14 protein-coding genes are annotated in these 16,643 nt (G+C 70.3%); 6 read left to right on the top strand and 8 right to left on the bottom strand.

Annotated features, from left to right (window positions below; all coding sequences use genetic code 11):
* Positions 1-32 precede the first annotated feature (32 nt).
* The 3 genes from IE226_RS32760 to IE226_RS32750 all read left to right on the top strand — a co-directional run bounded on the left by IE226_RS32760 (position 33) and on the right by IE226_RS32750 (position 3,007).
* The gene (locus IE226_RS32760) at positions 33-899 is read left to right on the top strand and encodes a phosphatidate cytidylyltransferase (protein WP_190085058.1); all 867 of its coding nucleotides are present in this window, start codon (positions 33-35) and stop codon (positions 897-899) included.
* A gap of 191 nt (positions 900-1,090) precedes the next feature.
* Positions 1,091-2,278, top strand: a complete 1,188-nt coding sequence (locus IE226_RS32755) for a lysophospholipid acyltransferase family protein (protein ID WP_190085086.1) — start codon at positions 1,091-1,093, stop codon at positions 2,276-2,278.
* An 18-nt stretch (positions 2,279-2,296) separates the two neighbouring features.
* Positions 2,297-3,007 (top strand): nitroreductase family protein, encoded by a 711-nt coding sequence (locus tag IE226_RS32750; protein ID WP_190085057.1) that lies wholly within the window; start codon positions 2,297-2,299, stop codon positions 3,005-3,007.
* Here the strand turns inward: IE226_RS32750 and IE226_RS32745 are convergent.
* On the bottom strand, positions 2,986-4,104 hold the full coding sequence (locus tag IE226_RS32745; protein WP_190085056.1) for an alkene reductase: 1,119 nt from the start codon (positions 4,102-4,104) through the stop codon (positions 2,986-2,988). The genes IE226_RS32750 and IE226_RS32745 overlap by 22 nt on opposite strands.
* A gap of 74 nt (positions 4,105-4,178) precedes the next feature.
* Between IE226_RS32745 and IE226_RS32740 the strand changes: the two genes are divergently transcribed.
* Positions 4,179-4,556: a MerR family transcriptional regulator gene (locus tag IE226_RS32740; RefSeq protein ID WP_190085055.1), complete on the top strand. Its 378-nt coding sequence runs from the start codon at positions 4,179-4,181 to the stop codon at positions 4,554-4,556.
* A gap of 299 nt (positions 4,557-4,855) precedes the next feature.
* Here IE226_RS32740 and pruA read toward each other — a convergent pair whose 3' ends face one another.
* Both pruA and IE226_RS32730 read right to left on the bottom strand, forming a co-directional pair.
* A complete protein-coding gene (gene pruA / locus IE226_RS32735) occupies positions 4,856-6,487 on the bottom strand; it encodes an L-glutamate gamma-semialdehyde dehydrogenase (RefSeq protein WP_190085054.1) in 1,632 nt (543 codons plus the stop codon).
* 40 nt (positions 6,488-6,527) lie between these two features.
* Complete coding sequence (locus IE226_RS32730; RefSeq protein WP_190085085.1) at positions 6,528-7,454, bottom strand: proline dehydrogenase family protein; 927 nt, start codon at positions 7,452-7,454, stop codon at positions 6,528-6,530.
* Positions 7,455-7,636: 182 nt separating this feature from the next.
* On the opposite strand from IE226_RS32730, the gene IE226_RS32725 reads away from it, so the two are divergent.
* Positions 7,637-8,803 carry a PucR family transcriptional regulator gene (locus IE226_RS32725; RefSeq protein WP_190085053.1) on the top strand — a complete coding sequence of 389 codons (1,167 nt, stop codon included), beginning with the start codon at positions 7,637-7,639 and terminating at the stop codon, positions 8,801-8,803.
* Between the two features lie 60 nt (positions 8,804-8,863).
* On the opposite strand, the gene IE226_RS32720 is transcribed toward IE226_RS32725, so the two are convergent.
* Positions 8,864-9,451, bottom strand: a complete 588-nt coding sequence (locus tag IE226_RS32720) for a TetR/AcrR family transcriptional regulator (RefSeq protein ID WP_190085052.1) — start codon at positions 9,449-9,451, stop codon at positions 8,864-8,866.
* 97 nt (positions 9,452-9,548) lie between these two features.
* Between IE226_RS32720 and IE226_RS32715 the strand changes: the two genes are divergently transcribed.
* On the top strand, positions 9,549-11,108 hold the full coding sequence (locus tag IE226_RS32715) for an MFS transporter (protein WP_190085051.1): 1,560 nt from the start codon (positions 9,549-9,551) through the stop codon (positions 11,106-11,108).
* A gap of 50 nt (positions 11,109-11,158) precedes the next feature.
* Here IE226_RS32715 and serA read toward each other — a convergent pair whose 3' ends face one another.
* The 4 genes from serA to IE226_RS32695 all read right to left on the bottom strand — a co-directional run bounded on the left by serA (position 11,159) and on the right by IE226_RS32695 (position 16,538).
* Positions 11,159-12,763, bottom strand: coding sequence for a phosphoglycerate dehydrogenase (gene serA, locus IE226_RS32710; RefSeq protein ID WP_190085050.1), 1,605 nt, complete (start codon positions 12,761-12,763; stop codon positions 11,159-11,161).
* 263 nt (positions 12,764-13,026) lie between these two features.
* Complete coding sequence (gene ilvC / locus IE226_RS32705) at positions 13,027-14,025, bottom strand: ketol-acid reductoisomerase (RefSeq protein ID WP_190085049.1); 999 nt, start codon at positions 14,023-14,025, stop codon at positions 13,027-13,029.
* A gap of 108 nt (positions 14,026-14,133) precedes the next feature.
* Positions 14,134-14,661 (bottom strand): acetolactate synthase small subunit, encoded by a 528-nt coding sequence (gene ilvN, locus IE226_RS32700; protein WP_160507374.1) that lies wholly within the window; start codon positions 14,659-14,661, stop codon positions 14,134-14,136.
* A gap of 29 nt (positions 14,662-14,690) precedes the next feature.
* On the bottom strand, positions 14,691-16,538 hold the full coding sequence (locus tag IE226_RS32695; RefSeq protein WP_190085048.1) for an acetolactate synthase large subunit: 1,848 nt from the start codon (positions 16,536-16,538) through the stop codon (positions 14,691-14,693).
* Positions 16,539-16,643 lie beyond the last annotated feature (105 nt).

Genomic DNA, 16,643 nt, shown 5'->3' with positions numbered 1-16,643 from the left:
ACCGCGGTCCCGGCTCTCCTGGGAAGCCGACGATGAGCGCCGCGTTCGTCGCCGGGGAAGTCGCCGGGCGGGCCGTGCCTGTCGTCGCCGGAGTGCTCGGCGTCGGCGGAGTGGCCGTCGCCGTGCTGCCCTCGCGGGTACGGATGCGGGCCGAGCTGCGCAAGCGGTGGCGGACCTGGGCGCTGGCCGCGCCGCTCTTCCTCGGGGCGCTTTTCCTGGGCCGGGCGGGGGCGTTCGTGCTCGCGGCCGGGCTCGGGGTGATCGCCGTGAGCGAGTACGCGCGGATGGCGGGGCTGCCGCGGGGCGAACGCGCGGTGCTCGGCGTGTCCGCCGTGGCGGTGCCGGGCATCGCCTGGGCCGCTCCCGACGCCCTCGACCTGCGGACGGCCGGCGCCCTGCTGATCGCCGCCGCCGGTGTGGCCCTCTTCTCCGGGGACGCCGCGCAGGGCTTCACCCGGGCGAGCCGGACGGTCTTCGGGCTGCTCTGGATCCCGGTCTCCCTCAGCGGCCTCGTACTGCTCGGCGGCGACACGGCTCTGGCGGTGGGCGTCGCGGTGGCCTTCGGGGACGTGGGGGCGTGGTGCGGGGGTACGGCGCTCGGCCGCAGGGGACTCCTGTCCCGGCCGCTCTCGCCCCTCTCCCCCAACAAGACCCGCGCCGGCGTCGCGGGCGCCGCCGCCGCGACCGCCGCCGCGCTGGCCGCGGTCGGCGCGTTCTCCCTGCTGCTGTGGGCCGCGGTGCTGGTCGGCTGCGTATGCGGGGACCTGCTGGAGTCGATGGTCAAGCGCGAGGCGGGCGTGAAGGACGCGGGGAGCTGGCTGCCGGGGTTCGGCGGGCTCCTCGACCGGATCGACTCGCTGCTGGTCGCGCTGTTGCTGACGATGGTGGTGACGCTGTGAGGATCCGTCCGAGGACTCGTTCGACCGGGCTCCGCCGCGACCGGCGGCGGACCTCCCCGCCCCGGGGCTCCGTGGGCCGCACGCGGTGTGCGCCGAACTCCCCTGGCCGGGAGCCGGGTTACACCGGTGCGGGCCAAGGGAACCAGACCGATCCGAGGGAGCACTCGGCGCGTCCGGCGTTCGAGGACAAGCTGGGCGCAACCGGTGTCCGGCGGCGCCCGAAGCGGGGCGCGGCCCGTGTCCGCCGGGCGCTGTGGTGGACCCTGCTCACCCTCACCGGCGGAGTCGAGCGACGCGGTCGGCTCCCGCGCGGCGGCTGCGTGGTCGTGGCGAACCACTCGTCGCACGCGGACACCGCGGCCCTGCTCGCCGCCCTGGACGCCCGCCACGCGCCCGCGATAGGCGCGGCCGCTGACTACTGGTTCGCCTCCCCCTGGCGGCGTCGGATCTGCAGCCGCCTGGCCGCGGGCTTCCCCGTACGCCGCACCGGAGGCGGCATGGACGACCTGCTCTCCAGGGCCGACGCGCTGCGCGCGGGCGGGGCCGTCGTCCTCTTCCCCGAGGGCACCCGCGCACGGGCGGGGGAACTGGGCGCGTTCCACAAGGGCGCGCTCGTCCTCGCCCGGCAGGCGGACGTGCCCGTCGTCCCGGTCGCCATCGACGGCACCGCCCGCCTCCTGCCCAAGCACGGCAAACTCCGCCCCACCCTGGTCAGGGTCCGCGTCGGAGCCCCGCTGCCCCCGGACACGACCCCGGAGACGGCGCGTGACGCGGTGGCCGAGCTGCATCGCCGTACGGCGGGGGAGCCCCTCAGGGACTCCGTCACCCGGAGGCGCGTCGCAGCCGTCATCAGCACCCGCCGGGGCCTGGCAGCGGCCTTCGCCTGGGCCTTCGCGGAGGCGCTGAGCTGGCCGCTGATGCCGGAGCTGTTCCTGGCGATCGCCTGCGTGGCGGTACCGCGCCGGGCCCTGAAACTCTCCCTCACCGCCCTGGCGGGCAGCCTCGCGGGCAGCCTGCTCGCGCTCCAACTGGCCGCTTCCGGAGCCCAGTTGCCGAACCCGCTGACCACGGACCGGATGCGCGCGGAAGTACGCGCCGAACTCGCCGCCGAAGGCGCGGCGGCCGTCCGCCACCAGCCCTGGAACGGCATCCCCTTCAAGGTGTACGCACGCGAGGCGGGCCGCGCCGGCATCGCGCCGCAGGACTGGCTGGCCCAGTCGGCGCTCTCCCGTGGCTCCCGCACCCTCACGGTAGGTCTCGCCTTCGGCGCCTTCGGCTTCCTCGTACACCGGCTGCGGCGGTTCTACGTCCTGTATCTGGCCCTGCTCGGCGGCGGATTCACGATCGGGCTCGCATTGATCGTGACGGGCTGGAGCTGACCGGGCACACTCGTGCCCATGGCTGACGAGACGACCGCAGAACGGCCCTGGACCCCCATCCACGGCGAGCCGTACCGCTCCGTTCCCTACCGTCCCGAGCGCATGCCCAAAACCGAATCCCTCGCGCACGCCGCCGAGTTGAGGGCGCGGATGCAGGAGCGGCGCACGGTACGGCAGTTCGCCCCCGACCCCGTGCCCGCGCAGGTCGTGCGGGACGCCATCGCCTGCGCCGCGACGGCACCGTCCGGCGCGCACCAGCAGCCGTGGACGTTCGTCCTCGTCCAGGACCCCGAGGTGCGCTGCCTCATCCGCGAGGCCGCCGAGCACGAGGAACAGATCTCGTACGACGGGCGTCTCGGCGAGGAGTGGCTCGCTGCGCTGCGACCGCTCGGCACGGACGAGGTGAAGCCGCATCTGACGGACGCGCCCGCGCTCGTCGTCGTCTTCCAGCAGCGCTACTGGCTCGGCGAGGACGGCACCAAGCACAAGCACTACTACGTCGACGAGTCGGTCGGCATCGCGGTCGGGATGCTGCTGTCCGCGCTGCATCTGTCGGGCCTCGCCGCGCTGATCCACACACCGAGCCCGATGCGGTTCCTGTCGCAGGTGCTCGGCCGCCCCGAGAACGAGAAGGCGTTCGCGGTGATCCCCGTGGGCTATCCGGCGGCGGACTGCCGGGTCCCCGATCTCGTACGGAAGTCGCTGGATCAGGTGCTGGTCGAGGTCTGAGCGAAGACCGGCTCCCGCTCCATGGCGGGGTAATCGGTGTACCCCTCGGCGCCGTGGGTGTAGAGGTTCGCCGCGTCGATCTCCTGGAGCGGCGCGCCCGCGGCGAACCGCTCCGGCAGATCGGGGTTGGAGATGAAGGCCCGCCCGTACGAGACGAGGTCCGCGAGCCCTTCGGCGAGCACCGCCTCACCCGCTTCCCGCGTCGTCGGGTCGCCGTTCTCGCCGACGTTGCCGATGAGGGTGCCGTGCCAGTGGGGGCGCAGGTCGGCGAGGGCGGGGTAGCGGTCGTTGTCGGTGAGGTGGAGATAGGCGAGCCCGAGCCCATCGATCTCATCGAGCAGCGCGCGGTAGACGGGACCGGGGTCGTTCTCGACCATCCCGAACTGCGGGTTGCCCGGCGAGAGGCGCAGACCCAGGCGCTCGGCGCCGATGGCGTCGGCGACGGCGCGCACGACCTCGACGGCGAAGCGGATGCGGTCGGCGATGGAGCCGCGGCCGTAGGCGTCGGTACGGAGGTTGGAGTTGTCGGCGAGGAACTGGTGGATCAGATAGCTGTTGGCGCCGTGCAGCTCGACGCCGTCGAAGCCCGCGGCGATGGCGTTGCGGGCGGCGTCCGCGAAGTCCTCGATCGCCGTGCGGATGTCGTCGGGGCTCATCTCGCGCGGAGTGACCGGGTCGGCCTTGCCGCCGCGCACGTGGACGCGGCTCGGGTCGACGAGCACGGCAGAGGGCGCCGCGGGTACGTCCCCGTCGATCCGGGACAGCGGGTGCCCGTGCCGGCCGCCGTGCATCAGCTGGGCGTAGATCCGGCCACCGGCGCCATGCACGGCTTCGGTGACCCGCCGCCAGCCCTCGATGTGCGCGGCGGTCTCGATCCCGGGGAAGCGCCAGCCGCTCTGGCCCCGGCTGCTGGGCCAGATGCCCTCGGTGACGATGAGGCCCGCGGACGCGCGCTGGGCGTAGTGCTCGGCGACGACCGGCAGCGGGGTGCCGTCCTCCGTGGCACGGTGGCGGCTCATGGGGGCCATGACGATGCGGTTGGGGAGGCGGCCGATGGGGCCTGCGGAATAGGGCGCGAGAAGCGAAGTGTTCGTCATGCCGGAACGGTAGAAGCTGACACTGGTGTCAGATTCAAGTGCGGAGGTACTTCGGGTGCGGAGGTACGGGTGACATGAGGATCGGCGAACTGGCACAGCGCACGGCGGTGAGCGAGCGCTCCCTGCGCTACTACGAGAAGCAGGGCCTGCTGTACGCGGACCGCACACCGGGCGGCCACCGCGACTACCCAGATACGGCGGTCGACCGCGTCATCCGCATCCAGGAACTCTTCGCGGCGGGCCTGTGCAGCGCCAAAATCGTGCAGCTCCTCCCCTGCATGCGGGACAAGGACGGCGGCCCCTCGGAAACCGCCACGCCATGGCTGGTGCAGGAACTGTCGGTGGAACGGGCCCGGATCGACGGCATGGTGGAGGAACTGCTGAGAGCCAGAGAGGTACTGGACGAGGTGATCTCAGCAGCGTCATCCCCCCACCCCCCGACAACCCCATAACTCCCAACCCCCAAACCCCCAACCACAACCCCACCCATCCGCCCACGCCCCGCAGCTCCCCCCCCTCTTGGCCCCCTTCTTGGCACGGGTGGCACGCGGGGCAATCGGGCGGGTGGGCGGGAAAAGCCTGTTCGCCCAGGACGGGACGCAGGGCGCCGGGCGGGTGGGCGGGAAAAGCCCCCGGCACGGGAAAAGCCCCCGGCCACCGGAAAAACCCCGCAGGCAAAAAACACCGCCCCCGACCGGGGTGGGGCCCGGGCCGGAGGCGGGGTAAAGAGGGGCGCGAGCCCCGAGAGGGGCTAGCCCATGTGCGGGTAGCCGTACTCCGTCGGAGACACCAGCGTCTCCTTGATGGCACGGGTAAGCGTCCACCGCTGCAGGTTCTGCGGCGCACCAGCCTTGTCGTTCGTACCGGACGCACGCCCACCACCGAAGGGCTGCTGCCCGACAACCGCACCGGTCGACTTGTCGTTGATGTAGAAGTTGCCCGCGGCGTACCGCAGTTTCTCCATCGTGTACGCCGCCGCGGCACGGTCACCCGCGATGACCGACCCGGTCAGCGCGTAGTCCGACGCCGACTCCATCTGGGTCAGCATCTCCTCGTACTTGTCGTCCTCGTAGACGTGCACGGCGAGGAACGGACCGAAGTACTCGGTGGTGAAGACCTCGTTGGCCGGGTCCGAGCACTCGACGACGGTCGGACGGACGAAGTAGCCGACCGAGTCGTCGTACGTGCCGCCCGCGACGATCGTGCAGGTCGGGTCGGCCGCCGCACGGTCGATGGCCGCCTTGTTCTTGGCGAACGCGCGCTCGTCGATGACCGCGCCGATGAAGTTCGACAGATCGGTGACGTCACCCATCTTGATGCCGTCGACCTCGGCCGCGAACTCCTCCTTGAAGCCGGAGTTCCAGATCGAGGCGGGGATGTACGCACGCGACGAGGCGCTGCACTTCTGGCCCTGGAACTCGAAGGAGCCACGGGTCAGCGCGGTCTTCAGGACGGCACGGTCCGCGGACGGGTGCGCGACGACGAAGTCCTTGCCGCCCGTCTCGCCGACGAGGCGCGGGTACGTGCGGTAGTTGGCGATGTTCTCGCCGACCGTCTTCCACAGGTGCTGGAAGGTCGGGGTGGAGCCGGTGAAGTGGATGCCCGCCAGGTCGCGGTGGGTCAGGGCCACCTCGGAGACGGCCTTGCCGTCACCGGTCACCAGGTTGATGACGCCCTTGGGCAGGCCCGCCTCTTCCAGGAGCTGCATGAGCAGCACGGCGGCGTGCGTCTGCGTCGGGGACGGCTTCCACACGACCACGTTGCCCATCAAGGCCGGGGCGGTCGGGAGGTTACCGGCGATCGCGGTGAAGTTGAACGGCGTGATCGCGTAGACGAAGCCCTCGAGCGGGCGGTGGTCCAGGCGGTTCCAGACGCCGGTCGCGTTCGCCGGGGGCTGCTCGGCGAGCAGGTCACGGGCGTACTTGACGTTGAAGCGCCAGAAGTCGATCAGCTCACAGGGCGTGTCGATCTCGGCCTGCTGGGCGGTCTTCGACTGGCCGAGCATCGTGGACGCGGCCATGGTCTCGCGCCACGTCGTGGAGAGCAGCTCGGCGGCGCGCAGGATGATCGCGGCGCGGTCGTCGAAGGCCATCGCGCGCCAGGCCGGAGCGGCGGCGAGCGCGGCGTCGATCGCGTCCTGCGCGTCCTGCTGCGTGGCGCCGCGGCCGGTGCCGATGACGGCCTTGTGGTTGTGCGGCTGCACGACCTGGAAGGGCTCGCCGCCACCGAGGCGCTTGACGCCGCCGATGGTCATCGGCAGCTCGATGGGGTTCTCGGCGAGCTCCTTGAGCTTCGTCTCGAGGCGGGCACGCTCCGGGGAACCGGGTGCGTAGCCGTGCACCGGCTCGTTGACCGGCGCGGGGACCTGGGTCACAGCGTCCATGAGTCCTTATCTCCTTAAGGGGGGTCGGGGGTAAGGGAGCTCAGCCCTTGGTGAGGATGGAGCGGGCGAAGAAGAGCAGGTTGGCCGGCTTCTCCGCGAGACGGCGCATGAAGTATCCGTACCAGTCGGTGCCGTAGGCGGTGTACACCCGCATCCGGTGCCCCTCGGCCGCGAGCCGCAGGTGCTCGTCGCTGCGGATGCCGTACAGCATCTGGAATTCGTACTCGTCCAGTTTGCGCCCGGCGCGGTGTGCGAGCTCCTGTGCGATGGAGATCAGACGCGGGTCGTGGGACCCGATCATCGGGTACCCGTCGCCCTCCATCAGGATGCGCATGATCCGCACGTACGCCTTGTCGATCTCCGCCTTGTCCTGGTACGCGACCTCGGCGGGCTCCTTGTAGGCACCCTTCACGATGCGTACGCGGCTGCCCGCGGCGGCCAGGCGGCGGGCGTCCTCCTCGGTACGGAAGAGGTAGGACTGGATGACGCAGCCGGTCTGCGGGAAGTCCTTCCGCAGCTCCTCGTGGATGGCGAACATCGAGTCGAGGGTGGTGTGGTCCTCGGCGTCCAGGGTGACCGTGGTGCCGATCGCGGCGGCGGCGATCACCACGGGCCGTACGTTGGCGAGGGCCAGCTCGTGACCGCCTTCGAGCGCCTGGCCGAACATCGACAGCTTCACGGACATCTCGGCCTTCGCGCCGAGCCCCAGGTCCTTGAGGCGTTCGATGAGCTCCAGGTAGGCGTCGCGCGCGGCGGCGGCCTGCTCGGGCGTGGTGATGTCCTCGCCGACGACGTCGAGGGTGACCTCAAGGCCCTTGTCGGCGGCGTCCGTGATGATCGGCACGACCTGGTCCACGGTCTCACCGGCGATGAAGCGGTCGACGACCTGCTTGGTGCCCGGGGCCGCCGACACGAAACGGCGCATCTGGTCGCTGCGCGACGCGGCGAGGATCACGGGACCCAGCACGGGCACCTCCACGGAGAGTAGATACGGGGCCATACCTGGATATATGCAGAACGAACCGGTACGGCACGGAGAACCACCGTGAAACTTAAGGATCCCGCCGATCCGGTGCCATCGACAGCTGTCACGCATCCGTGCCCTGGATCTCAGACATCTGTCTGAAGGTGGGGTCGAACTACGTCAGAATGGACAGTGTGAAAGGTGATTATCAGGAACTCGTCGACGAGATCTCGGCCCTGCTCGGCGCCCCGGCGACGCTGGAGAACCGCGATTTCGAGCTGATCGCCTTCGGCGCGCACGACAGCGGCGACACCGACTTCGACGCGACGGCTCTCGACCCGGTGCGCACCCGCTCGATCCTCACGCGCCGCTCCACGGCAGAGGTCCGCACCTGGTTCGAGAGTTTCGGCATCACCCGCGCGACGGCCCCGATCCGCATCCCGCCCACTCCGGAGGCGGGCGTCCACCGCGGCCGGATCTGCCTTCCCGTACGGCATCGGGGGTTCGCCCTGGGTTACGTATGGCTGCTCGACGACGATCCCGGGCCCACGGACGCCCAGCTGACCGCCGCCATGGAGGTCGCCGCCCGCATCGGCGCGCTGCTCGCCGACGAGGTGCAGGCGGGCGCCGATCTGACCCGGGAGTTCCGGGCCGTCCTGACCGCCGAGCGCGGCTGGCAGCGGGACATGGCCGTGGCCGACCTGCGCACGGCACTCGGCCCGCGCGGCGAGGGCCTGCACGCGGTGGTGTGCGTGGCGCCCTGGCCCTCCGCCGACCCGGACTCCGCCCCTTCGGTCCGTACGGTGCAGGGGGCGACCGCCCTGTGCACCGTGCCCTGGGGCACGGCGGGCCAGAGCCTCGCGGTCCTGGTCCGGCTGCGCTCGGCGGACGTGCCCACCCCGGCGGTGTCGGCGGCGACCCGGCTCCTGGAGTCCGCCGGCTCCGCGGCGGCGGGCATCGCGAGCGCCCGGCACGGCCTCGAAGAGCTCGGCGCCGCCTGGTGGGAGGCGTCCACGGCGGCTCGCGCGGCCCGCGCCGAACCGCGCTTCGCCCCGGTGGCCCAGTGGTCGGAAGTGGGCCCCTACCGCCTGCTCACGTCACTGCCCCCGGAGGCCGCCGACGACCCGGCGGCCCGCGCCCTGCTCTCCCCCGCCCACCGCGAACTGGCCCGCACCGCGGAGGTGTTCCTGGACTGCGCGGGCCAAGCGGGCCGCGCGGCGGCGGAGTTGGGCATCCACCGCCAGACGCTGTACTACCGCCTCTCCCGCGTGGAACAGCTCACGGCCCTGGACCTGGACGACGGCGAGGACCGACTGCTCCTGCACATGCTCCTGAAGGCATCACGGCTGTAGTCACCGCGACGCCCGGCGCACCTCCGCGCCAGGCGCAACTCCCGCCCCGCGCAAGGCACTTCAGGACTCCCCCGACACCCGCCCCGTCACCCGCCGCAGCCCCTCGGTCAGCTGCTCCGCATCGGTCGCCGACGCCTCGTCGAACAGCCACTGCACCATCAGGCCGTTGAGCAGCGTCGTATAGAAGCGCCCCTCGGTCTCCACGACATCCTCGGTCAGGTCGCTCTCCGCGATCCCGGTGAACACCGCGGCGAGCCCGCGCCGCCCCTCCACCTGCGCCTTGGCGAGCAGCTCGCGAACGCCCGCGAGCCGCTCCTGCTGCGTGACGACCTCCAGGCTCAGCATCCAGATCGCCCGGGACTCGGGGATCGAGCGGATGACGTTCGCCCAAGTCTCCCGGAACCTTTCGAGACCACCGCTCTCCGGTGCGCCGGCCACGTCGACCGCACCCTCGAACCCGTCGCCCATGGGCTCGATGAGCGCGACGTACGCGTCGGCGAGCAGCGCGTCCTTTGAGCCGTAGTGGTAGCCGATGGACGCGAGATTGGTGCCGGACTCCTTCACGATGTCGCGGGCCGTCGTGCGCACGAAGCCCTTCTCCAGCAGGCAGCGCTTGGCGCCTTCGAGCAGATCCTCACGGTGTCCCATGCCCGCCAGCCTACTCCCGATCCATACGCACGTCCCATACGTTCGTTCTATACGACCGTACTAGACAACTGTTTTATACGCCCGTACAGTCCTGCCCATGACGAACTCGACATACGAACAAGCGCATTCGGCGATCCCGGAGCGCGCGGGCCGCAAGGAGTGGGCCGCGCTCGCCGTCCTGATGCTGCCGCTGCTCCTGGTCTCGATGGACGTCTCCGTCCTCTACTTCGCGGTCCCCGCGATCAGCGCCGACCTGGAGCCCAGCGGCACCCAGCAGCTGTGGATCTTCGACATCTACGCGTTCGTGCTCGCGGGCCTGCTGATGACGATGGGCTCGCTCGGCGACCGCATAGGCCGCCGCAAGCTGCTTATGTTCGGCGCTCTCGCCTTCGGCGCGGCCTCCCTCACCGCCGCCTACGCCGACAGCGCCGAACTGCTCATCGCGGCCCGCGCGGTGCTCGGCATCGGCGGCGCGACCCTGATGCCGTCCACGATGGCCCTGGTCCGCACGATGTTCCGCGACGCCGGACAGCGCGCGAAGGCGATCGGCATCTGGTCCGGCGTGATGGTGGCCGGCGTCGCGCTCGGCTCGGTGATGAGCGGCGTCCTCGTCGAACACTTCTGGTGGGGCTCGGTCTTCCTGGTCAACCTGCCCGCGATGGTGGTGCTCCTGCTCCTCGCACCGGTCCTCATTCCGGAGTCCAGGGACCCCGAGCCCGGCCGCTTCGACCTGCTGAGCGTGCCGCTGTCCATGGCCGCCGTGCTGCCCGTCGTCTACGGCCTCAAGGAGATGGCCGCCGAGGGCCTCGAACCTCCGTACGCCGCATCGCTCGCCGTCGGCCTCGTCTTCGCCGCCCTCTTCGTCCACCGCCAGCGCACGACAGCCTCCCCGCTGATATCCCCGGCGCTGTTCCGTGGCCGCGGTTTCGCCCCCGCGGTGCTGCTGAACCTGGTCGCGTCCCTGGCGATGATGGGCTCGGCGTACTTCACCACGCAGTATCTGCAGTCGGTACTCGGCAAGAGCGCGCTCGAAGCCGCGCTGTGGGGCCTGCTGCCCTCGATCCCCATCGGCTTCGCCGCGCCCGTCGCCACAGCCCTCGTGCAGCGCGGGGTGAACCGCGCCTCCGTCGTGGCCACCGGTTTCGTCGTCTCGGCGAGCGGGTTCGGTCTCCTGACCCTGGCCGGCACCGACGCGCTGTGGACCGTCCTCGCCGCGGCCGCTCTCCTCGCCTGCGGCGCCGTGATCATCGGCTCGCAACTCACCGACCTGGCCCTCGGCTCCGCCCCGGCGGACAAGGCGGGCTCGGCCTCCTCGCTCCTGGAAACGGGCCAGGAGTTCGGCGGCGCCCTCGGCATGGCACTACTCGGCTCCATCGGCAACGCGGTCTACCGCGCCGAGATCCCGGACACGGCCCCCGCCGAGGCCCACGAGACGCTCGGCGGCGCGCTTGCCGTGGCCCGGCACCTGCCGGACCAGGCGGCTTCGGCACTGACCACAGCGGCCCGTGAGGCATTCACCGACGGCATGCGTGTCGCGGCGTTCGCGGGGGCGGCGGTGCTGCTGGCCGCGGCGGCACTGTCGGCGGCGGCGCTGAGGCAGATCCGTACAGCCAAAACGCCGGACCGGCTGGAGGAATCCAGCCCGTCCGGCGTTTGAGGACGAACTCGGCGAAGCCGGTGATGAACCGGCGACCGAGACGCGGGCGACTAGTCCGCGAGGTTCACCGCACGCGCGGACTCCGCACCGATCTCCGCGGCGAGTTCGTTCAGCACCGACTGCGGCACGGTGTCGTCCACGGTGAGGACGGCGAGCGCCTCGCCGCCCACGTCCGCGCGGGCGACCTGCATGCCGCCGATGTTGATGCCCGCCTCACCGAGGACACGGCCGACGGTGCCGACGACACCGGGACGGTCCGCGTAGCGCAGGACGACCATGTGGTCGGCGAGCGCCAGGTCCACGTCGTACTCACCGATGGCGACGATCTTCTGGAGGTGCTTGGGGCCGGCCAGGGTGCCGGAGACCGAGACTTCCTCGCCGCCGGTGAGCGTGCCGCGCACCGTGACGACGTTGCGGTGGTCCGGGGACTCCGAGCTGGTGGTCAGACGGACCTCGACGCCACGCTCCTGGGCGAAGAGGGGAGCGTTCACGTACGACACGGTCTCGTCGACCACGTCCTCGAACACGCCCTTGAGCGCGGAGAGTTCGAGCACCTTCACGTCGTGCTGGGTGATCTCGCCGTACACCTCGACGTCGAGCCGCGCTGCGACCTCGCCGACGAGCGCGGTGAAGATCCGGCCGAGCTTCTCGGCGAGCGGCAGGCCGGGGCGCACGTCCTCGGCGATGACACCGCCCTGGACGTTCACGGCGTCCGGCACGAGCTCACCGGCGAGGGCGAGGCGCACCGACTTGGCGACGGCGATACCGGCCTTCTCCTGCGCCTCGTCCGTGGAGGCACCGAGGTGCGGGGTGCAGACGACCTGGTCGAACTGGAAGAGCGGGGAGTCCGTGCAGGGCTCCTTCGCGTACACGTCCAGGCCGGCACCGGCCACGCGGCCTTCCTTGAGCGCGGAGTACAGCGCCTCCTCGTCGACGATCCCGCCGCGTGCGGCGTTCACGATACGGACGGCGGGCTTCACCTTGTGCAGGGCCTCGTCGCCGATCAGACCGACCGTCTCGGGGGTCTTGGGCAGGTGCACGGTGATGAAGTCCGAGACCTCGAGCAGCTCGTCGAGGGAGAGGACCTTGACGCCCATCTGCGCGGCGCGCGCGGGCTGCACGTACGGGTCGTAGGCGACGACCTTCATGCCGAAGGCGCTCATGCGCTGGGCGACCAGGGCGCCGATGCGGCCGAGGCCGACGACACCGAGGGTCTTCTCGGCGAGCTCGACGCCCGTGTACTTGGAGCGCTTCCACTCGCCGGCCTTCAGCGCCTGGCTGCCCTGGGGGATGTTGCGGGCGGTGGCGATGAGCAGGCCACAGGCGAGCTCGGCCGCGGTGACGATGTTCGAGGTGGGGGCGTTCACCACCATGACGCCGGCCTTGGTGGCGGCGGAAACGTCCACGTTGTCCAGGCCCACGCCCGCGCGGGCGACGACCTTCAGCTTCTTGGCGGCCGCGATGGCCTCGGCGTCGACCTTGGTCGCGGAGCGGACCAGAATGGCGTCCACGTCGGCGATGGCGGGCAGCAACTCGGCGCGGTCCGCGCCGTTGCACTGACGGATCTCGAAGTCCGGGCCCAAGGCGTCGACAGTTGCGGGCGACAGCTCTTCAGCGATGAGTACGACCGGTTTGCCGTTGGCAGCAGTGCTCACGTGAGTCCTCACAGGTCCAATGCGGACGGCCGTCCCGACGGCCGCATGCGGTGGAGGGTGCTTGCCGCGTGGAAGACGCACGACGCTGTGGGCCTGACGCGAATGTTGAAAGCAGTGTAGTGGCGTACTGACGGGTGTCTTACGCCTCGGTGGAAGGATCACCCGTCCGTGGCTGGACGGGGTGGACAACGAGATCGTCCGCTGTCCCTCCGGGGATGGACGAGAGGGCCGGGACTGCGGTCCCGGCCCTCGAGCCCTGCGGCTTACGCCTCTTCGTTCACCCAAGACATCAGCTTGCGGAGCTCCTTGCCGGTGGTCTCCAGGAGGTGGTTCTCGTCCTGGGTCTTGTACTCGTTGTACTTCTTCAGACCGCCGTGGTACTCGTCCATCCACTGCTTGGCGAAGGTGCCGTCCTGGATCTCGGTCAGGACCTTCTTCATCTCGGCCTTGGTGGCGTCCGTGATGATGCGGGGGCCGGTGACGTAGTCGCCCCACTCGGCGGTCTCGGAGATCGACCAGCGCATCTTCTCCAGGCCGCCCTCGTACATGAGGTCCACGATGAGCTTCAGCTCGTGGAGGCACTCGAAGTACGCGATCTCCGGCTGGTAGCCGGCCTCGGTCAGCGTCTCGAAGCCCGCCTTGACCAGCGCCGCGGTGCCACCGCAGAGCACGGCCTGCTCGCCGAAGAGGTCGGTCTCGGTCTCCTCGGTGAAGGTCGTCTTGATGACGCCCGCACGCGTGCCGCCGATGCCCTTGGCGTACGAGAGAGCCAGCGCGAAGCCCTTGCCGGTCGCGTCCTGCTCGACGGCCGCGATACACGGAACGCCGCGGCCCTCCTCGTACTGACGGCGGACCAGGTGGCCCGGGCCCTTGGGGGCGACCATGCAGACGTCGACGCCCTCGGGGGCCTTGATGAAGCCGAAGCGGATGTTCAGGCCGTGACCGAAGAACAGCGCGTCGCCGTCCTTGAGGTTGTCCTTGATGGACTCCTCGTAGACCTGGGCCTGGATCGGGTCCGGGACCAGGATCATGATGACGTCGGCCTCGGCGGCGGCCTCCGAGGGGGTCACCACGCGCAGGCCCTGCTCCTCGGCCTTGGCCTTGGACTTGGAGCCCTCGTGCAGACCGACGCGGACATCGACACCCGAGTCACGGAGCGACAGCGCGTGGGCGTGGCCCTGGCTGCCGTATCCGATGACCGCGACCTTGCGGCCCTGGATGATGGACAGGTCGGCGTCGTCGTCGTAGAACAGCTCGGCCACTGGAAATCTCCTATGTGTGCGGTGTTGCGACCCACCGTACGGCGGGCGGGGGAAGAAAGTTTTCAGGTCTCGCCATACGGGCGGACCGACGGCTCGGGCCAGGCTTGTTCAGGCCGAGCGGTCGAGCGCCCGCAGGCTGCGGTCCGTGATGGAGCGGGAGCCGCGGCCGATGGCGATGGTGCCGGACTGGACGAGCTCCTTGATGCCGAAGGGTTCCAGCATCTTGAGCATCGCCTCCAGCTTGTCGCTGGAGCCTGTGGCCTCGATGGTGACCGCCTCGGGCGAGACGTCCACGGTCTTGGCGCGGAACAGCTGGACGATCTCGACGATCTGCGAGCGCGTCTCGTTGTCGGCGCGGACCTTGGCGAGCACCAGCTCGCGCGCCACGGCGCCGGCCGGCTCCAGTTCGACGATCTTCAGGACGTTGACGAGCTTGTTGAGCTGCTTGGTGACCTGTTCGAGCGGCAGGTCCTCGACGTTCACGACGATGGTGATGCGTGAGATGTCGGGGTGCTCGGTGACGCCCACGGCCAGGGAGTCGATGTTGAAGCCGCGGCGGGAGAACAGGGCGGTGATCCGGGCGAGGACACCGGGCTTGTTCTCGACCAGGACGGAGAGCGTGTGCTTGGTGGACATGACTCGTGGTCTCTCTTTCGCTCTCGGTCTCAGTCGTCTTCGTTGTCGCCGAAGTCGGGGCGGACCCCGCGGGCGGCCATGACCTCGTCGTTCGAGGTGCCGGCTGCGACCATCGGCCACACCTGGGCGTCCTCGTGGACGATGAAGTCGACCACCACGGGGCGGTCGTTGATGGCGTTGGCCTCGGCGATGACCTTGTCGAGGTCCTCGGGGCGCTCGCAGCGCAGTGCCACGCAGCCCATGGCCTCGGACAGCTTCACGAAGTCGGGGACGCGGGTGCCCTTGTTGGGGCCGACGTCCTCGGGACCGCTGTGCAGCACGGTGTTGGAGTAGCGCTGGTTGTAGAACAGCGTCTGCCACTGGCGGACCATGCCGAGGGCGCCGTTGTTGATGATGGCGACCTTGATCGGGATGTTGTTCAGGGCGCAGGTGGTGAGTTCCTGATTGGTCATCTGGAAGCAGCCGTCGCCGTCGATCGCCCAGACCGTACGGTCGGGCTGTCCGGCCTTGGCACCCATCGCGGCCGGGACCGCGTAGCCCATCGTGCCCGCGCCGCCGGAGTTGAGCCAGGTGGCGGGCTTGTCGTACTCGATGAAGTGCGCGGCCCACATCTGGTGCTGGCCGACGCCCGCGGCAAAGATCGTGTCCGCCGGGGCGAGCTGCCCGACGCGCTCGATGACGTGTTGCGGGGAGAGCGAACCGTCCTCGGGCTGGGTGTAGCCGAGGGGGTAGGTGTCGCGCCAGCGGTTGAGGTCGGCCCACCAGGCGGTGTAGTCGCCCTTGATCCCCGCGGTGTGCTCGGCCTGGACCGCCTGGATCAGGTCGGCGATGACCTCGCGGGCGTCACCGACGATCGGCACGTCGGCGGCGCGGTTCTTGCCGATCTCGGCCGGGTCGATGTCGGCGTGGACGATCTTCGCGAAGGGCGCGAAGCTGTCCAGCTTGCCGGTGACGCGGTCGTCGAAGCGGGCTCCGAGGGCGACGATCAGGTCGGCCTTCTGCAGCGCGGTGACGGCGGTGACCGCTCCGTGCATGCCCGGCATTCCCACGTGCAGCTCGTGACTGTCGGGGAATGCGCCGAGCGCCATCAGTGTGGTGGTGACGGGCGCTCCGGTGAGTTCTGCCAGGACCTTCAGCTCGGCGGTGGCGTGGGCCTTGATGACGCCGCCGCCGACGTAGAGGACGGGCCGCTTCGCGCTGGTGATCAGCTTCGCGGCCTCGCGGATCTGCTTGGCGTGCGGCTTGGTCACCGGGCGGTAGCCGGGCAGGTCCTGGGTGGGCGGCCACTGGAAGGTGGTCTGCGCCTGGAGGGCGTCCTTGGCGATGTCGACAAGGACGGGGCCCGGACGGCCGGTGGAGGCGATGTGGAAGGCCTCCGCGATCGTCGCCGGGATGTCCTCCGCCTTGGTGACCAGGAAGTTGTGCTTGGTGATCGGCATCGTGATGCCGACGATGTCCGCCTCCTGGAAGGCGTCCGTACCGATGGCCTTGGAGGCCACCTGGCCGGTGATCGCGACCATGGGCACGGAGTCCATGTGGGCGTCGGCGATCGGCGTGACGAGGTTGGTCGCACCGGGGCCGCTGGTCGCCATGCACACCCCGACCTTGCCGGTGGCCTGCGCGTAACCGGTGGCCGCGTGGCCCGCGCCCTGCTCGTGGCGGACCAGGACGTGACGGACGCGGGTGGAGTCCATCATCGGGTCGTACGCGGGAAGGATGGCACCGCCGGGAATGCCGAATACCGTGTCGGCCCCGACTTCCTCGAGAGAACGAATGAGGGACTGCGCGCCCGTGACGTGCTCGACGGGGGCGGACTGCTGTCCTGAGGATCGGGGCCGCGGCTGCGGATGGTGGGCCCCGGTGGCCTGCTCGGTCATCGGCATTCTCTTCTCGAAGCTGAGGGTTTTTGCGGGGTGTTTGCGGGGGTTTGGCGGGTGCCGGTGCAACAAAAAACCCCTCGTGCCGGGAGGCAAGCGAGGGGA

Source organism: Streptomyces longisporoflavus (assembly GCF_014649775.1).
In the GTDB taxonomy this organism is placed as follows: Bacteria; Actinomycetota; Actinomycetes; order Streptomycetales; family Streptomycetaceae; genus Streptomyces; species Streptomyces longisporoflavus.
This window is presented reverse-complemented; position numbering and strand designations above follow the sequence as displayed.

What these genes read in the sequence shown, in the direction of transcription:
- IE226_RS32760 (WP_190085058.1), top strand. Translation starts at nt 33, where the DNA reads ATGAGCGCCGCGTTCGTCGCCGGGGAAGTCGCCGGGCGGGCCGTGCCT.
- IE226_RS32750 (WP_190085057.1), top strand. Translation starts at nt 2,297, where the DNA reads ATGGCTGACGAGACGACCGCAGAACGGCCCTGGACCCCCATCCACGGC.
- IE226_RS32745 (WP_190085056.1), bottom strand. Translation starts at nt 4,104, where the DNA reads ATGACGAACACTTCGCTTCTCGCGCCCTATTCCGCAGGCCCCATCGGC.
- IE226_RS32740 (WP_190085055.1), top strand. Translation starts at nt 4,179, where the DNA reads ATGAGGATCGGCGAACTGGCACAGCGCACGGCGGTGAGCGAGCGCTCC.
- pruA (WP_190085054.1), bottom strand. Translation starts at nt 6,487, where the DNA reads ATGGACGCTGTGACCCAGGTCCCCGCGCCGGTCAACGAGCCGGTGCAC.
- IE226_RS32725 (WP_190085053.1), top strand. Translation starts at nt 7,637, where the DNA reads ATGGACAGTGTGAAAGGTGATTATCAGGAACTCGTCGACGAGATCTCG.
- IE226_RS32720 (WP_190085052.1), bottom strand. Translation starts at nt 9,451, where the DNA reads ATGGGACACCGTGAGGATCTGCTCGAAGGCGCCAAGCGCTGCCTGCTG.
- IE226_RS32715 (WP_190085051.1), top strand. Translation starts at nt 9,549, where the DNA reads ATGACGAACTCGACATACGAACAAGCGCATTCGGCGATCCCGGAGCGC.
- ilvN (WP_160507374.1), bottom strand. Translation starts at nt 14,661, where the DNA reads ATGTCCACCAAGCACACGCTCTCCGTCCTGGTCGAGAACAAGCCCGGT.
- IE226_RS32695 (WP_190085048.1), bottom strand. Translation starts at nt 16,538, where the DNA reads ATGACCGAGCAGGCCACCGGGGCCCACCATCCGCAGCCGCGGCCCCGA.